This is a genomic window from Aeromonas ichthyocola (assembly GCF_046087985.1).
In the GTDB taxonomy this organism is placed as follows: Bacteria; Pseudomonadota; Gammaproteobacteria; order Enterobacterales; family Aeromonadaceae; genus Aeromonas; species Aeromonas rivipollensis.
In genome coordinates, this window is sequence record NZ_JBJSWH010000002.1 from 198,342 (window position 1) to 215,214 (window position 16,873).

At 55.1% G+C, this 16,873-nt stretch carries 15 protein-coding genes and 2 pseudogenes; 8 read left to right on the forward strand and 9 right to left on the reverse strand.

Annotation, left to right across the window (positions count from 1 at the left end; all coding sequences use genetic code 11):
• Positions 1–527: 527 nt before the first annotated feature.
• From ACF2JD_RS05635 to ACF2JD_RS05645, 3 genes are all read left to right on the forward strand, one after another.
• A complete protein-coding gene (locus ACF2JD_RS05635) occupies positions 528–1,361 on the forward strand; it encodes an EcsC family protein (RefSeq protein ID WP_440986961.1) in 834 nt (277 codons plus the stop codon).
• Positions 1,362–2,429: 1,068 nt separating this feature from the next.
• Positions 2,430–3,368, forward strand: coding sequence for a hypothetical protein (locus ACF2JD_RS05640; RefSeq protein ID WP_440986962.1), 939 nt, complete (start codon positions 2,430–2,432; stop codon positions 3,366–3,368).
• A 758-nt stretch (positions 3,369–4,126) separates the two neighbouring features.
• Positions 4,127–4,873, forward strand: a complete 747-nt coding sequence (locus ACF2JD_RS05645) for a hypothetical protein (RefSeq protein ID WP_440986963.1) — start codon at positions 4,127–4,129, stop codon at positions 4,871–4,873.
• Here ACF2JD_RS05645 and ACF2JD_RS05650 read toward each other — a convergent pair.
• Positions 4,830–5,107, reverse strand: a pseudogene (locus tag ACF2JD_RS05650) (metal-dependent hydrolase); the annotation flags it as partial. The gene ACF2JD_RS05645 and the pseudogene ACF2JD_RS05650 overlap by 44 nt on opposite strands.
• Positions 5,108–5,243: 136 nt before the next feature.
• Between ACF2JD_RS05650 and ACF2JD_RS05655 the strand changes: the two are divergent.
• The 3 genes from ACF2JD_RS05655 to ACF2JD_RS05665 all read left to right on the forward strand — a co-directional run bounded on the left by ACF2JD_RS05655 (position 5,244) and on the right by ACF2JD_RS05665 (position 7,384).
• The gene (locus ACF2JD_RS05655; RefSeq protein ID WP_440986964.1) at positions 5,244–5,933 is read left to right on the forward strand and encodes a hypothetical protein; all 690 of its coding nucleotides are present in this window, start codon (positions 5,244–5,246) and stop codon (positions 5,931–5,933) included.
• A 134-nt stretch (positions 5,934–6,067) separates the two neighbouring features.
• A complete protein-coding gene (locus tag ACF2JD_RS05660) occupies positions 6,068–6,430 on the forward strand; it encodes a hypothetical protein (protein WP_440986965.1) in 363 nt (120 codons plus the stop codon).
• 711 nt (positions 6,431–7,141) lie between these two features.
• Positions 7,142–7,384, forward strand: coding sequence for a DUF3297 family protein (locus ACF2JD_RS05665; protein WP_010673692.1), 243 nt, complete (start codon positions 7,142–7,144; stop codon positions 7,382–7,384).
• A 275-nt stretch (positions 7,385–7,659) separates the two neighbouring features.
• Here the strand turns inward: ACF2JD_RS05665 and ACF2JD_RS05670 are convergent, their stop codons facing one another.
• Both ACF2JD_RS05670 and ACF2JD_RS05675 read right to left on the reverse strand, forming a co-directional pair.
• Positions 7,660–8,094 carry a DMT family transporter gene (locus ACF2JD_RS05670; protein WP_440986966.1) on the reverse strand — a complete coding sequence of 145 codons (435 nt, stop codon included), beginning with the start codon at positions 8,092–8,094 and terminating at the stop codon, positions 7,660–7,662.
• Between the two features lie 98 nt (positions 8,095–8,192).
• Complete coding sequence (locus tag ACF2JD_RS05675) at positions 8,193–8,681, reverse strand: DMT family transporter (RefSeq protein ID WP_440986967.1); 489 nt, start codon at positions 8,679–8,681, stop codon at positions 8,193–8,195.
• Between the two features lie 100 nt (positions 8,682–8,781).
• On the opposite strand from ACF2JD_RS05675, the gene ACF2JD_RS05680 reads away from it, so the two are divergent.
• Positions 8,782–9,675, forward strand: coding sequence for a LysR family transcriptional regulator (locus ACF2JD_RS05680; protein WP_111910182.1), 894 nt, complete (start codon positions 8,782–8,784; stop codon positions 9,673–9,675).
• A 148-nt stretch (positions 9,676–9,823) separates the two neighbouring features.
• Positions 9,824–10,927: an ElyC/SanA/YdcF family protein gene (locus tag ACF2JD_RS05685; protein ID WP_440987207.1), complete on the forward strand. Its 1,104-nt coding sequence runs from the start codon at positions 9,824–9,826 to the stop codon at positions 10,925–10,927.
• An 83-nt stretch (positions 10,928–11,010) separates the two neighbouring features.
• Here the strand turns inward: ACF2JD_RS05685 and ACF2JD_RS05690 are convergent, their stop codons facing one another.
• From ACF2JD_RS05690 to cyoB, 6 genes and pseudogenes are all read right to left on the reverse strand, one after another.
• The gene (locus ACF2JD_RS05690) at positions 11,011–11,379 is read right to left on the reverse strand and encodes a DUF1428 domain-containing protein (RefSeq protein ID WP_025327636.1); all 369 of its coding nucleotides are present in this window, start codon (positions 11,377–11,379) and stop codon (positions 11,011–11,013) included.
• Between the two features lie 57 nt (positions 11,380–11,436).
• The gene (locus tag ACF2JD_RS05695; RefSeq protein WP_440986968.1) at positions 11,437–12,798 is read right to left on the reverse strand and encodes an MFS transporter; all 1,362 of its coding nucleotides are present in this window, start codon (positions 12,796–12,798) and stop codon (positions 11,437–11,439) included.
• Positions 12,799–12,966: 168 nt separating this feature from the next.
• A complete protein-coding gene (cyoE, locus tag ACF2JD_RS05700; RefSeq protein ID WP_440986969.1) occupies positions 12,967–13,860 on the reverse strand; it encodes a heme o synthase in 894 nt (297 codons plus the stop codon).
• 10 nt (positions 13,861–13,870) lie between these two features.
• Positions 13,871–14,203, reverse strand: coding sequence for a cytochrome o ubiquinol oxidase subunit IV (locus ACF2JD_RS05705; protein ID WP_202046727.1), 333 nt, complete (start codon positions 14,201–14,203; stop codon positions 13,871–13,873).
• 75 nt (positions 14,204–14,278) lie between these two features.
• Positions 14,279–14,926, reverse strand: a pseudogene (locus ACF2JD_RS05710) (cytochrome o ubiquinol oxidase subunit III); the annotation flags it as partial.
• Positions 14,895–16,871: a cytochrome o ubiquinol oxidase subunit I gene (gene cyoB, locus ACF2JD_RS05715; RefSeq protein ID WP_025327641.1), complete on the reverse strand. Its 1,977-nt coding sequence runs from the start codon at positions 16,869–16,871 to the stop codon at positions 14,895–14,897. The gene cyoB and the pseudogene ACF2JD_RS05710, both read right to left, overlap by 32 nt.
• Between the last annotated feature and the right edge of the window lie 2 nt (positions 16,872–16,873).

A 16,873-nucleotide genomic window follows, 5' to 3' on the forward strand; every position in this document is an offset into this window, starting at 1 on the left:
TTGCAGCTCTGGGCGTGTTGCCCCCTCTCCCTCCGGGAGAGGGCTGGGGTGAGGGTAGCTTTGCGTTTCCTGCCAAATAAGTTGATCACTCAGCGCACGTCTTAATGACTAATTTATTGATCCAACACAGATTCCCATCACGGCCCTCTTCTCAACTATCACCCTCACCTTTAAGATAGCCAAACGACAATCAACCTCTCGGGCACACCATGGCAGCGATCGTTGAGATCTCGCAGGTTAACAGCAGCGGACTGGGAGCTAAAACTCAGGGGCGGTAGCTTTGCCGGTACTTGCCATAGCTGGCTCCTTAACTGTTTCTTTATTCAATATTAAATAGTGGAGTTGAAAGACGAGGCCAAGCGAGTATGTTCAGGTATCAAGGGCTAGTTTTTCATGACATGTTTTATTTTTCTCGTGGCAACATCAGGGCAGGGGGGACTTATATGGAAGACTCTGTCATCGGATCAGTACCGCCTCTCATCTGATTACTGTTAGACCACCGGCTATCTAAAAAAAGGATTGATAATATGAATTTTGAAGAAAGAGATCTGCGAGCTTTAGAGAAAGCTGTAAATTTATTAGAGCAGAATACAATTACAGAAAAAATGACTAAAGTTGTCGGAAAACCATTAGATTACTTGATGGGTAAGCTTCCCAAAGGCGCAGAAAAACAGATTCACAGTATAGTAGAAAAGGCGCTTCACAAAGCTGCAGATGCTGCACTGTGGAGTTTAGATAATGAGCCTAATCGAGAAGCCTCAACTAAGACAAATAAGCTTTTTGCTGCAATATCAGGGGCTGTTGGAGGAGCTTTTGGTTTTACAGCATTAGCGATTGAGCTACCAGTATCAACGACAATTATGCTTCGTTCAGTTGCTGATATAGCAAGAAGTGAAGGCTTTGACCTAGATAAAATCGAGACGAAACAGGCTTGTTTAGAGGTGTTTGCCTTGGGTGGACCGTCTGAGGGTGATGATGCTGTCGATACTGCATACTATGCGACAAGGAGCTTCACTGCTGAGGCTATGCAGGTTTTATCCAAGGAACTTGCGGAAATCGCTGCGAAGCAAGCTTCTGCAAATGCAGTCAAGAACCTAACACCGGCACAAACAGGAAAGTGGTTAGCTGCTTTAATAGAAAAAATTGCAGCAAGGTTTGGTGTGGTTATTACGGAAAAGGCAGCAGCTCAAGCTGTACCTATTATAGGAGCAGTTGCAGGGGCCACATTAAATACAATGTTCACTGACTACTATCAAGATATGGCTCGCGGACATTTTATTGTCAAAAAACTTGAAAAGAAGTATGGCTTTGAATTGGTAAAAGCTGAATATACGAGAATTTCAAATCCGGCTATGGCCTAACAAAGCATTTCAGCGGAGTTAATCTGGTGGCGCGGCTTCGCCACGCAGGACGCGAGGGCATCTCCCTCGACAGGATTTCGCCCGCCTACGGCGGATTCCCTCATCTCGCTCTCTGGGTCGGACAGTACGCCGCAGATGGTACATCCCTGTACCAACTGCGGCTGCGCCGTCATCCCTGACGGCGCCCCTGACCCATTGAGCTCGACTCGGTGGCTTGGAGGGGGATCAACACAGTGCCAGCCCTCAGCTACCGAGTAACTGCAAACAAACGCCCTCTCCCCTTGGGAGAGGGCTGGGGTGAGGGGTATTTCCACACAACCCACTAACCCAACAGCCCACTTAAAACAGCAGCTAATCACTAATTGGTTGAACCAGCTCAGATTTCTATCAACATTCTCTTTCCATGCCTCGTTCAGGGCCCTTAAGATAGCCAAACGACAATCCATCTCTAGGGAGAGCCCCATGACAGCAATGGTTGCTATCTCGCGGATGAAAAGCAGCGAACTGGGAGCTGAAACTCAGGGGCGGTGGCGTGGTTTTTGTAGGTTGGCGCAGAGCGAAGCGAAGCCCAACAGGCGAGCATTATTGCGCCAACCAGAACAGGGTAAACAAGGATGTGGCAGACCCGTATAACAGATTTACAGATATATTTTTCAGTAAACGTTGGGCTTCACTTCGTTCAGCACAAAACTACGATTTTTAGCCCAAAATACGAGATGGTTGATAATTGGCTTTGGCAATGTCGTCTATCAGACCGTACTTCCTTCTAGCTTAAACTCTTCAATCAAGTTTAGAGAAGTGTTCTCTTCTTTACTATTTTATTTTGATTTACCTTTTGGTTATGTTATTAGAATCACAGAGACTTTAACAAGTCACGAGTTGGTTGAAGGTAGAGAAACCCCTATTTAATCATCATTCGATAAATTAGAAATGAAAAAAGAGCACATAGGGAATTCGTTTAATTAACTGGGTATGAATTATCCGTAGAAAGCTAACAAATACTTCAAGAGGGACAGCCAAAAGCTGCGCTTTTGGCTGTCCCTCATCTTAATCTTTAGGGTAATTTTTATGATTGAGACAGTGTTCAATATTTTTTATTTCATCTCTGACGATCAACAGTCAATTGTGGAACTTGGTGTAGTCGCCCACAAACTCTCGGGTTCTGATGAAGATAAAATTAGTTTTTTGCAGCAAAACATGCAAAACGATTCGTTAGTATGCATGCGTTACCCAGTACCAACTGGTTTAGCTGATAAAGGTGGCAAGTTATCCATGGCTCAGTTCAATTCTATGATCCGATTAGGTCGAAGCATTGAGCTTTTTGAAGATATCTTTAAAACACTAAAAGCGCCTAAGACTGTTCTTTATATTTCAACCCCTGTAGTCAACGATACACCCACATACGATATCCAATCAGATCATGGTGTTTTATATCTTACTGACCACCAAGGTCACCCAAAATTAGGCGCTGGACATATGAGTGATTACCTAGAGCAGTACTTTGTTGATGGGAGGTTCGATATTGCTTCGTTAATTCATAACGATCATTACGTTGCGATAAAGCTACTTTTTAATAGCCAGCATTACCTCTCTTCTATGAAATTACTTGTCTCGTTCGTAGACACCATGGGGTACCTAGACTTTGGCGAAAGCGGTAATGTTTTTGTTCTATGGTTGAGAAAATATGCAGTATTAGCTGACTTAGATATTACAGAGGAAGAGCTCTGGGAGTTTCGTAACTCCATTTTGCACATGACAAATTTGGACTCTCGTAAAGTGAAACATGGTAAAGTGGAAAGAATAAGCTTTGCCATAGCACTGAGTAGAACCAAATCTTTTAAAGATCATGATACTAAGTATTTTAATTTTGTGGATTTGATTACTGAATTACAAAAGGCTATGGAAAGGTGGTTACTCTCATACGTTGAGACACCACAAAAGTTAGTCGACTTTGTAACGCGCTATGATCGTGTTGTGGCCGATAGTCGCTACGCAGAATTATCCTAACAAACTGTTAAAAAAGGATTCGCAACGCGTGGCATTCCACCATGAGTTAATTTTTGTGATTAAGATGGTGTACGAAAGTATTTTATTACGTTGCTCATCACTTAAGCGGGCGTTACACAAAAATTAGACGTCCACGTTTTTCATCACTTTTAATTCCAATCTTATCAATGTCGTCGGGACCTCCGTTTCACTGACGTTTCATTACGGCCCCTAAGTACAGCGTTATGTATCATCACTTATGGAGATAACTTTATGCCCGCAATGCAATGGTTTACGCTAGGAGGCTTGCTCACTATATTCCTTTTTGCTTTTTGCTTTTTGCTTTTTATCAAATGATAAAAGCAGCATTGGACTTTCGTAGAGATTATCCACGACACCGAGGAATTTACTCTCAACTAGAAAGTTTTGAGAAGCACTGCTTTAAATCTGGGTTGAGCTTGTTTTTTGTAATTCCAATCATAAAAAATAGTAAATTTTCGCAAGACTATATCTTTCAAGTAGTTTCAGAAATAGGTACTGCTCTGGCTGGAGGTATGTTCCTAATTGGAGTTATTGCCTTTATTCGAGAGTTACATAACTCAAGGCATAATACATAGCAAGCAGCTAAAACGGGACTTCCAACGTGCGCTATTTTGGGGTTTAATGGTTTTTTAGGTGACAACAAATCAGGACACCCACCGTTCTGATCAAGCCGTGCTATAGCCAGCACAAAAAAGGGGAGCGTCCCAGTTTCTTTACATTTATCTATTAGGCAAATAATGATTGTATACCTGCTTTTACTACTTCTATTTTCAACCCATACCCTGGCACTTGATCCCGTATCAGTTGCAATTTCACCTGATCAGAACCATACCGTTTCACTAGCCAAGCAAGTGCAGCTGAGCCAGCAAGAAAAAAAGATAACTCTACGCTGCGCCAATCAAATGCTCACTTTTGAGCAGGATGGTATGGGGGATATCAAAAGTACCGTGCAACGCTACGACTATCCGCGCTTTAGTCTGCTGACACTCCCGGTGAGCTCGGGTTATGGCGGGGTAAATATCTTCTACCGTCTGGTGAGACTGATTGGCAGCGATTGCTCGCTCGCGACCGATAATGAAATTGCCAATCCAGAACTGATGTCAGACAAGATTGAGAGTTCGATGAAATCTGGCCCCAGATATATTGATCGTACCTATCAGCTCAACGCTGACGGTGAGATGACGCTTGTCAGCGAGCGGGAGAATTACGCCAATTTCTGTATCGAAACTCTACATCCGGCCGAGATTGCCGCTATCGACTGCAATAGCAAAAAACCGGATATCTACCTGACAGTCGGTGTGCCACGAGCCTCTTTTTATGCCAGCGCCGAGAGCGAGAACTCACGAAAGAGTTACCTCATCAAGGGTGATCGGGTACACCTACTTGATTTCAGTTTTCCGTATGCCCGCTACAAAGTGGCGTTTCACGGCAAGAGGGTCACTACCGGCTGGATTGCTGCTGCGGATATCGATTTACCACAATGAGTCGCAACAAAATCAATCCCGACATCAAGGCTACCCCCGGCAGCCAGACCCAGTAGAGCTCGGAGAGGATCACCGCTTCACCTCGGGCGGTGAGATAGGCCTCCAGCTTGAAGGGGGCGACCCTGATCACCTGCCAAGGGGCAAAGAAGCGCTCATCACGCCACGGCCAGAGCCACCCACCCCCTTGCCGCCGGTGGTGAGGGAATCGAGCTGGCGGTGGGGGGGCAGAGAGACCCGACGGTGGCGGAATGCTTGGAGTATTCCTATGGACAGGCAGGCTCGTCTCCATTCGTGGCTCAAAGCGCTTGCCATGGGTATCCATCTTACGCATTATTCACAATCTATAGAGTCATACGAAAACGGAATGGTTATGAAAAAAGGGTTATTCCTGCTTTTAATGCTGTTGCAAGCACAAGTTTTAGCCGAAGGCACCCCCCTGAAAGCCAAAGACCCGCTCGATTTTATCCCCAAGGGATATGTTGTCTTTGAGAAAATCGAGGGGGATTTAAACAAGGATGGCCAGAGTGATATGGTCATCGTCGTCAAAGGCACTGACAAGCGCAATGTCATTGTTGACGAATACCGTGGTGAGCTGGATCGTAATCGGCGAGGTCTTATCATCGCGTTCAATAAGGGGGATCACTATGAGCTGGCTCTGGACAATCCAAACTGTTTCTCCTCGGAGAATGAAGATGGTGGTGTCTATTTTGCCCCTGAGCTTTGGGTCTCCGTAGAAAAAGGGATCTTGCAGATCCACTATGGCCATGGACGTTATGGTTACTGGTCTTACAAATTCAGATATCAGAACGCCGGTTTCGAATTGATTGGCTATGACATGAGCGAGAACCGCGGCCCCCTCGTCGAGCGGGTGACGAGCATCAACTTCTCGACCAAGAAAATATTAATAAAGGAGAACATCAATCAGGATGCGCAAGAAGATGGTGACGAGATTTTCAAGGAAACCTGGAAACGATTCACCCTGCCAGCACCGTTTACCCTAAAAACGGTTGCTGACTTTGATGATTTTTACTACGACAAACTGTACAAAATAATTTCCTAGATACCTTTTAGGGTATCTGGATGAAAAGACTACATATATAAAAAACGGTAAATCCAAGCAAAGGTAGCGTATACCCAAGGCTTTGTGAGAATTTGTACATACAAGGAACAGTAATGAATACAAATCAATTTTAGATGAATATCCACAATCAACAGATTGCTTGGAATGTTCCTATAATAGAACAATGGGGACTACTCCACAAAGAATTCACTGAACAGAAGCAGTATAATGACTGTTTCTACTGGTATAATGAACGGGCTAATGTAAGCGCCTTTTCAGGCGCTGTTTGGAGAAGTGGCGGAATTGCCTTGGAAGAGTACTCCAGCCAAAAAGGTAACATAGATAACACGGTTAACGGCCGTGTTGAACTGTATTTTTCAAAGCAAGCTAATATCGCTATTGCTGAAGCAAAGATGGAATGGCTTTATTTTGGTGAACGAGCTAAATCAGACCTAGAAGAAAAAAATAAACTTGGTGGCGGGAAAGGCAAAGGATGATATAGAACATAGCCTAGGCCCCAGCGCTTATCACCTCGGCATAGGACTTTCCTTTATCGCTCCATATTGGCGAAAAATTATGATGGTTCACAAGATATGCTGTCACTTAGGGCGTTGATAAGGTCATACGACTGTGCCTTCTATGCAATATTTGAGTCCAGTCGTGATGTTATCAGTAGCAAAGGCAATGTTTGCAATGCAATAGTTCTTATTGGCACCATGCATGTAAAGTCAAAAAACATTGTATAGACATATAAACACTGTTATTTCTTAAAGTCTGGTTGCATGGCCTGTCCACAAAAATGTGGCCTCCCACCTCGCTCTATAACCAAATATCATCATATAAAATGAAAAGGAAATTCTTGTGAGCTCTGAATATATTGAGGTAAGCAAACAGTTTTTTGTTGGGTGGGGAACATTGATGTTAATCAATGCTGTCCTCGCCCAAGGGAAGAATCGTAGCGGTTTAGTCTGGTTTTTCATTTCATTATTCTTAGGTCCTTTTACAACCTTGATATTGGCTTTGGTACCGAAGCTACCTGAAAATCAGTAAAAACATGGCAACCCCCGTCTTTCGGAGCCGGCTATAGCTGCTGCCAGGGCAGCAACTGTAGCCGGGCCTTGTCCACCTCATGGGACGCAACCCAGCCTTGAGCCCATGGCGGGCATTGCCTACAATGGCCCACTTTTTATCAAACTCAGGTCTATAAAATGAGCGACAACAAACCTGCACTGCCCGACCGTCTGGCGGCCAACCCGCGCAGCCCGCACCACGTGGCAGAGTGCTTCGAGCACGAGATCGGCATTCGCGTGAATGGCAAGGAGCGCACCAATGTCGAGGAGTACTGCATCAGCGAAGGTTGGGTGAAGATCCCCTCCCCCAAGGCCAAGGATCGCTATGGCAACCCCATGCTGATCACCGTCAAGGGCACCGTCGAGGCCTTCTACGCCTAAGCTGCGTATGGCCGCGACGCCCCGAGCAGGGGCGCGACCTTGTTATTTCAGAACACCGGCCATGCGCCGGTGTTCTGCTTTTTGGGGCTGGCCCTGGCCCACAGGCGCCTCTCTTTCTTTGCTCTCTTTTGCCTTCCTGTTTCTTCCTTTCCCTCCCTTTCTTTCGCCTTTCCTTTTCGCCAGGGCGTGATCCGGCTGTCGTGCGGTGTCACCCATCAAGGCAAGGGCGGCGCTCTTATCACCCCGGCCTGCGGGTTTATCCACGCCATCACAGCTCATCCTCGGGAGCGTGGCTTGCCAGTCTGCCAGCGTTGCAGTGCGGCACCCGCCAGCACCAGCAGGATGCCGAGCAGATCACTCGCGGCCAGCCGTCCGGCCAGGGCATCGAGCAGTGCGCCCCCCATCAGCTGGCCTGCGACGATCAGCAGGGCGCAGGCCAGGGCCCCGACCCGGCCTATGGCCCAGCTGCTGATGGCGACGAAGAGCGCCCCCAGCACACCGCCGAGCAGCAGCCAGGGATCGAGCCCGGCGAGCCGCTCCCAGGGCGCCCCCTTGAGGATGAGCAGGGCGCCAAGCAGCCCAAAGCCGAGCAGGTGGTTGGCGAGGGAGGCCGTCATGGCGCCCCGGGCGCTGGCGAGGCGGCCATTGAGGGTGCGCGACAGGCTCACCGCCACGCCGTTAAGCAGTCCCAGCAGGATCAATATGGTCATAGTGTTTCTCCTAGCCGAGTACGATGAACAGGGCGCCGGCCATCACCAGCAAGGCGGCGAGCAGTCCCAGCAGGATCAGAAGGGTCATGGTGTTTCTCCTAGCCAAGTACGATGAGCAGGGTGCCGGCCATCACCAGCAAGGCGGCGAGCGCGTCCTTCCCCGAGGGGCGGCGGCGGGCCAGCCCGAACCAGCCTCTGGCGTCGCACAGGGCGCCAAACAGCAGCTGGCCGAGCAGCAGCAGGGCCAGGGTGCCCGCCATGCCGAGGGGCGAGTTGAGGCAGAGGGCCGCCAGCACCACGGTGAGCGCCCCCGGCAGGCCGCCGAGCCAGGCCCAGGGCGGGGCAGCTTCTGGCTGTGGGGGGCGTGGGGCCAGCCACCACAAGAGCGCGGCCACCAGGGTGCCGACCCCGTGGGCCAGCCAGCTCCCGAGCCAGGGATCGGTGGCGCGGGCCAGGGCGCCATTCTGGGCGATCATCAGCGCCAGCAGCAGGCCGGCGGCGAAGGCCGCCAGGGCACCTATGGTCTGGCCAAGTGCCTGGCCGAGGGCGAGGCGTCCGGGGCGGCGGTCGATAAGAGGGGGGATCATGGGGTCACTCCTTGGTTGAACAGAGAAGCAGGGTAAATTGTTTTCGATATGGGGATAATCTACCCTTATGGAACAATATTGTTTCCACATTGAGAACAGCATGAACCAGGATGCCTTCGCCCTGCTCCCCGCCTTCGTCGCCGTGGTGGAGGCGGGCACTTTCTCCGGCGCCGCCCGCCAGCTCGGCCTCAGCAAGTCGGTGCTGAGCAAGAAGGTGAGCCAGCTCGAGCAAACCCTCGGTTGCCAGCTTATCTACCGCACCACCCGCTCCCTCGCCCTGACCGAGGCGGGGGAGCGTTACTTCGAGACGGTGCGCCATGCGGTGCGCCTGGCAAGCGAGGGGGAAGATGCCATCGGCGCCCTGCAATCGGCGCCCCGCGGCCTGCTGCGGGTGACTGTGCCCATGGTCTATGGTCGGCGCCACATAGCTCCCCTTATCCCCGAATTTCTCGCCCTCTATCCCGAGCTGCAGTTGCAACTGGAGATGAGCGACGCCCTACAGGATCTGGTGGCCGAGGGGTTCGACGTGGCGGTGCGCATCGGCGAGCTAGAAGATTCGAGCCTGGTCGCCCGCCGCCTCGCCCCCTGTCACAGCACATTGTGCGCCGCCCCCGCCTACCTGGCGCGGGCCGGCACGCCCCGCACCCCGGCCGATCTCGAGCGCCACAACTGCCTCTTCTACTCCCTGTTTCGCGGCGGAACCCAGTGGCGGCTGCAAGGCCCCGAGGGGGAGGTGGCCATCACCCCGCGCGGCAATTTCGAGGTCAACAACAGCGACGCCATCCACACCGCGCTGCTGGCGGGGCTCGGCATAGGCAACATGCCGGACTTTATCGTGGAGCGGGATCTCGCCACCGGTCGGCTGGTGCCTCTGCTGCCAGACCACGCCCTGCCCGAGCACGGCATCTGGTGCCTCTATCCGAAGCGCCGTCACCTGCCCGCCAAGGTGGAGGCCTGGCTGGGGTTTCTCCACGAGCGTCTGGGTCTGCGCTAGGGGGTTACCGGGATAACCGAAGCGGTTCACGTTTTTTTCATCGGGAAAGGAGTAGAGTAGACAATTACCAAGCGCCTGTTTTAATTGAAAAAGGCTCCAGGGGAGCATGCCATGGCATAGCGCCCCTCCCCCTAGGTGGAACGCCATGATGAAGAAAACTGCGATTGCCCTGACCCTGGCCAGCCTGCTGGCGCTGCCGGTGGTCACCGCCTCCGATGCCTGGGCCGCCCCGGTGCGCTCCCTGCAAAAAGAGCAAAATTACGACCAGTACATCAGCAAACGCCAGGTGGTGGACCAGCTGCTGGCGGATGCCGCCCGCATCTTCCACTCCCCCGCCCGGGTCTCAGATGCCGGTTTCACCGCCAAGATGCCGAGCAACATGGAGCAGGTCACCGAGCTCCTGCTGCAGGCCCATCAGCTCGAACCCTATCGCACCGATCTGCTCATCTCGGCGGCCAACGCCCAGATCTACAACGGCAACGTGGACAGAGCCATCGCCATGTTCGAGCAGGCCCTCAGCACGGCGCCGGACGATCTGGATCTCAACACCTATCTGGCCACCTGGCAGCGCTTCAAGGGCAACCAGGCCAAATCCGATGGCTACGTCAAGCGGGTCGGCGAGCTCAATGCCGGTCGGGCCGCCGATCTGCAGCGGCTGTTCGACACCGTCGACCGGGTGATCGCCACCCCCCTCAAGGAGCAGCAGGGACGGGGCGAGAAGAAGGGCCGCCGCGCCATCGTCACCCTGGGCTATGCCCTCAACCCCGATGGCTCCATGCACGAGATCCTGCTGGGGCGCCTCGAGACCACCCGCGCCCTGGCCCAGGCCAACCCGGCGGCCCTCATCATCCTCACCGGCGGCGTGCCCCAGAACCGCCAGACCGAGGGCAAGCTGATGGCGGACTGGCTGGCGAAGAAGGGCATCGACCGCTCCCGCATCATCGAGGAGAACTACGCCACCAGCACGGTGGAGAACGCCCTCTACAGCGGCTATGCCCTCGCCCGCCACGAGATTGAATACGCCACCCTGGTGAGCTCGGCGAGCCACGTGCGCCGGGGCCAGACCCTGCTGGAAATCGCCTGCTGGCAGAGCGGCCCGGCCAATATCCGCATCGACAGCGTCGCCTACCCGGACAAGCCCCTCTCGGCCCTGGCCAAGGCGAGCCCGGAGGAGCTGCTCGGCATCTACCGCGATGCCCTGCGCACCTACGGCCTCTGGAGTTACCGCTCGGCCCCGCTGCTGGAGCGCTGATCCCCTCCCCGACCCAGCAAAAAGCCCGCCGAATGGCGGGCTTTTTCATCATCTGACGGGCTTTTTGTGTCGCTGACGTGGTTTCAGCTCTTGAGCTCCAGCACTGTGGTGAAGCCCCCGAAGATCATCCGGGCGCCATCGAAGGGCATGGTCTGGTGCATGGGGCTGGCCGGATCCATCCTGGGATCCTTCATCATTTTGGTCATGGCCTCATCCCGTACCGCCTTGCTCGGCCACTCCACCCAGGAGAAGACCACGCTTTCGTCCTCCTTGGCCGCCACCGCGCGGTAAAAGTCGGTCTGCTTGCCGTGGGGCACGTCATCCCCCCAACACTCCAGCACCCGGGTGGCCCCATATTCGAGAAAGATGGGGTCAAACAGCCCCGCATGGTCGATCAGGGCCTGCTTGTTGACCGTGGGCACGGCGATCACGAATCCGTCCACATATGACATGAGCCTTTCCTCCTGTGATTGAGGATCTCAGCATAGCAGCCGTGCCCCTGGCTGCCCTCAGAGGGCCACCAGCCGCTCCAGATCGCTGCGGGTCAGGCGCTTGCTGTCCACCTTCACGTAGAGGGAGTGCTCCTCAGGCACCAGCAGCACGTCGCTCACCCCGTCGCAGGCGCGGATCCGCTGCTCCAGGGCGGGGGTCGCGGCCACCCCTTCCGGCAGCACTATGCGCAGGCTGCTGACGTAGGGAGGCTCGGCCATGGTGAGGCTGACGCCAAACCAGAGCAGGGCCAGGACGGCGCAGCCACCAAACACCAGAGGCCCGCCCCCCAGGCTGTAGAGCAGCCCCCCCAGGCTGCCGCCGATGGCGACACCGAGGAACTGGCTGGTGGAGTAGACCCCCATGGCGGTACCCTTGTAACCCGGGGGCGACTCCTTGCTGATGAGAGAGGGCAGCAGCGCCTCCATCACGTTGAAGCCGACGAAGAAGAGTTGCAGCCCCAGCAGCAGGCCCCAGAGCTGCAGGCCTGCCTGCCACAGCACCAGCTCGGCAACCAGCATCACCAGCACACAGGCCTGGAACACCCGCTTCATCTGGCGGTGCTTCTCGGCATAGATGATGAAGGGCACCACGCTCACGAAGGCGATCAGCATGGTGACCAGATAGGCCTGCCACTGGTGCTCCCGGGCCAGGCCCGCTTGTTCGAGCAGGGGCGGCAGCGCCACGAAGCTCGACATCAGCAGGGTGTGGACGCAGAGGATGCCGAGGTTGAGCTTGAGCAGACGCCCGTTGGTGAGCACGGTGCGAAAACCGCCGCGCACCATGGCGGACTCGCGATTTTGCAGGTGGGCCGCCGGGGTCGGCACCACCCAGATCACCATGGTGATGGCCGCCAGCGCCAGCAGGGCGATGAGCCAGAAGAGGCCGGATAACCCCACCGCCTGGGTGATGAGGGGGCCTGTCACCATGGCGATGGCGAAGGTGATGCCGAAACTCACCCCGATGAAGGCCATGGCCTTGGTGCGGTTCTGCTCCCGGGTGAGATCCGAGAGCAGGGCCATGACGGCGGCGGAGATGGCGCCGCTCCCCTGCAGGGCGCGGCCGACGATGACCCCCCAGATGGAGTCGCTCAGGGCGGCGATGACGCTACCGAGGGCAAACATCAGCAGGCCGCCGACGATGAGGGGCTTGCGGCCGATGCGATCGGAGAGCAGCCCGAAGGGGATCTGGAACAGGGCCTGGGTCATGCCGTAGATGCCGATGGCCAGACCGATCAGCGCCTCCGAGGCGCCCGCCAGGGACATGCCGTAGGTGGTCAGCACCGGCAGCACCATAAACATGCCGAGCATGCGCAACGAGAAGACGGAGCCGAGCGCCCAGGTCGCGCGGCGCTCGCCCCTCGTCATGGTGAAATCATTCATGATGGCCTCGATAGGTCAGAGAGAGGAGACACAAAGGGGCGGATGACAAGGCACGCCACACCCGAAAAAGCCGACAATGCGCCCCGTGGGGCGGGCCTCATAATAACAGAGCCGGGAAGGTTCCCGGCTCTGGATTCTATTGATTTTCCTGCGTCATATCGCAGTGACTCAAGGCAGCATGCTCACCAGCACGGGAGTTGCATCCGGCTGGAAGTCCACCGACATCATCACGCTCAGGCAGGTAATGGTGACGATGGAGAACATGAACAGCTTGCGGGCCCAGAGGGAGTCATCCACCGCCGCCTTGTAGCCAGACAGCGCCATCCCTAACCACCAGACGCTCACCGCGATGGCGACTATCAGGTACTTGTAACCGGCGTAGCCGCCGAGGAACAGCATCAGGGTCGGCACCATGAACGCCAGTATGTAGAGGGTGATGTGGTGCTTGGCCACAGAGATCCCCTTCACCACCGGCAACACAGGGATGTTGGCGGCCTGGTAATCCTTGAAGCGGAAGATGGCAATCGCATAGGAGTGCGGCATCTGCCACAGGCTGAAGATCGCCAGCAGGATAAGCGCCCCCGAGTCGAACTGGCCGCTCACCGCGCAGTAGCCGATGACGGGTGGTGCGGCGCCGGAGAGGCTGCCGACCAGGGTGCCATAGACAGAGTGACGCTTCATGTAGAGGCTGTAGACCCCCACATAGACCAGGAAGCCCAGCACCGCCAGCAAGGCGGCCAACGGGTTGGCCGCGAAGTAGAGCAGTGCAATGCCCGCAACGCCCAGCGCGCTCGCATACCAGAGCGACACACCGGGGGCGATGAGCCCCCTCACCAGGGCGCGGTTCTTGGTGCGCTCCATGATGCAGTCGATGTCCCGGTCGATGTAGTTGTTGAACACACAACCGGAGGCGACCACCAGTGACACCCCCGCCATGGTCAGGATGAACAGGGGCACATCCAGGCTCCCCTTCGAGGCCAGCAGGAAGCCGCCGATAACCGAGATGAGGTTACCGAAGATGATGCCCGGCTTGGTCACTTGCAGGTATTGCTTCATCATCACATCAAGCCGCTCAGTGAACCATCATGTTGATGTTGAGGTTGTACATGATCCACAGGGAACCCACGACCACGATGGCGATGATGAGCACGGTAAAGACCAGTGCCACCAGGTTCCAGCGCTCCTCGGAGGAGGTGTTCATGTGCAGGAAGTAGATCAGGTGCACGAAGATCTGCACCACCGCCATGGCCACTACGGTGCCGAGCACCATGGCATGGGAGGCGGAGCCGTCCATCACCATCCAGAACGGGATCGCGGTCAGGATGAGTGACAGCACGAAGCCGGTCATGTAGGACTTGACGCTGCCGTGGCTGGCGCCGTGATTGTCAACGGAATGAGTGCTCATTTACATGACCCCCTTCAGATAGGTTCTGACACTGTCGTGGCTGGCACAGTCAATATTGTCAACAGAATGACTCATTTACATGACCCCCATCAGATAAACCACGGTGAAGACGCAGATCCACACCACGTCCAGGAAGTGCCAGAACAGGCTCAGGCACATCAGGCGCGTGCGGTTGCGCTCGGTCAGCCCCTTCTTGCTGATCAGTACCATCATCACGATGATCCAGATAAGGCCGCTGGTCACGTGGATACCGTGGGTACCGACCAGGGTGAAGAAGGCGGACAGGAAGCCGCTGCGATCCGGGCCCGCATCATTGACGATCAGATGATGGAACTCGTAGATCTCCATGGCGATAAAGCCGGCGCCAAGAATGAAGGTGACCAGCAGCCAGGTGTTGACCGCCGAGACCTTGTTCTTGTTCATGGCCAGCATGCCGAACCCGAAGGTGATGGAGCTCAGCAGCAGCAGCATGGTTTCGGCGAACACGAACGGCAGTTCGAAGATGTCCTTGCCGGTGGGACCACCGGCGGTGCCGTTGACCAGGACTGCATAGGTCGCGAACAGGGTCGCGAACAGGATGCAGTCGCTCATCAGGTAGATCCAGAAGCCGAACACCTTGGTGGCACCGGCATCATGGTGCCCATCCTCATGGGCACCGTGAGAGTGATGTAGAACGTCAGTCGCCATGGAGTTAAGCCACCTTGTTGATATTGTCGAAATGCTGACCTTCGATGCGCTCGATCTCGTCAACCTGTACGTAGTAGTCCACATCGTCGTTGAAGCTGTGGATGATCCAGGTGGCGATCATGCCGACGAAGCCGGCGATGGCCATCCACCAGATGTGCCAGATCATGGCAAAGCCAAACACCACGCTGAAGGCGGCGATGATGACACCGGCACCGGAGTTCTTCGGCATGTGGATGGGGGCGTACTTGGCCGGCTGGCGATAGGCGCTGCCGTCCTCTTTCGCTTCCCAGAAGGCGTCCAGACCGGTCACCTTGGGCTCGATGGCGAAGTTGTAGAAGGGGGGCGGAGAGGAGGTGGCCCACTCCAGGGTACGGCCACCCCAGGGATCGCCGGTCCAGTCACGGTTCTTCTCGCGGTCACGGATACTGACCACGACCTGGATCAGCTGGCACAAAACGCCGAGGGCGATGAGGCCGGCGCCGCAGGCGGCGACCACCAGCCAGCCGTGGAACTCGGGATCGATGTTCTGGCTGACACGACGGGTCATGCCCATGAAGCCCAGCACGTAGAGCGGCATGAAGGCCACGAAGAAGCCGGTGATCCAGAACCAGAAGGCACGCTTGCCCCAGACGTCATCCAGCTTGAAGCCGAATGCCTTCGGGAACCAGTAGGTGATACCGGCGAAGCAACCGAACACCACGCCGCCGATGATGACGTTGTGGAAGTGGGCGATCAGGAACAGGCTGTTGTGCAGCACGAAGTTGGCGGCCGGTACGGAGAGCAGTACCCCGGTCATGCCACCCACGGTGAAGGTGATGATGAAGCCGACGGTCCACAGCATGGGCGAGGTGAACTCAATGCGACCGCGGTACATGGTGAACAGCCAGTTGAAGATCTTCACCCCGGTCGGGATGGAGATGATCATGGTGGTGATGCCGAAGAAGGCATTCACGTTGGCACCGGACCCCATGGTGAAGAAGTGGTGCAGCCAGACCACGAAGGAGAGCACTGTGATGGCCACGGTCGCCCACACCAGGGAGGTGTAGCCGAACAGCTTCTTCTTGCAGAAGGTCGCCACCACTTCGGAGAAGATCCCGAACACCGGCAGCACCAGGATATACACCTCGGGGTGACCCCAGGCCCAGATCAGGTTGATGTACATCATCATGTTGCCACCCATGTCATTGGTAAAGAAATGGGTACCCAGGTAGCGGTCTGCGGTCAGCAGGGCGATGGTGACGGTCAGGATCGGGAAGGAGGCGATGATCAGGATGTTGGCGCACAGGGCGGTCCAGGTGAACACCGGCAGACGCATCATGGTCATGCCGGGGGCACGCATCCGGATGATGGTGGCAAAGAAGTTGACACCGGTCAGCAGGGTCCCGAGACCGGAGATCTGCAGACTCCAGATCCAGTAATCGACCCCGACCCCCGGACTGAACTCCAGCCCCGACAAGGGCGGATAGGCCAGCCAGCCGGTCTGGGCGAATTCACCAACCCCGAGGGAGACGTTGATCAGCACCACGGCCGCGGCGGTAAACCAGAAGCTCAGGTTGTTCAAGAAGGGGAAGGCGACGTCACGGGCACCGATCTGCAGCGGCACCACTATGTTCATCAGACCGATCACCAGCGGCATGGCCACGAAGAAGATCATGATGACGCCGTGGGCGGTGAAGATCTGATCGTAGTGGTGCGCGTTCAGGTAGCCTTCGCTACCGGCGGAGGCCATGACCTGCTGACCACGCATCATGACCGCATCGGCGAAGCCGCGTAGCAGCATGACCATCCCCAGGATGAGATACATGATACCGAGGCGCTTGTGGTCCACCGAGGTGAGCCACTCTTTCCACAGATATTGCCACTTGCCGTAATAAGTGATGAGACCGGCAATCGCCAGCCCACCCAAGATGATACCGGCTATCGTGACCATGATGATGGGTTCATGGTACGGAATAGCCTCGAGTGTCAATTTTCCAAACATCG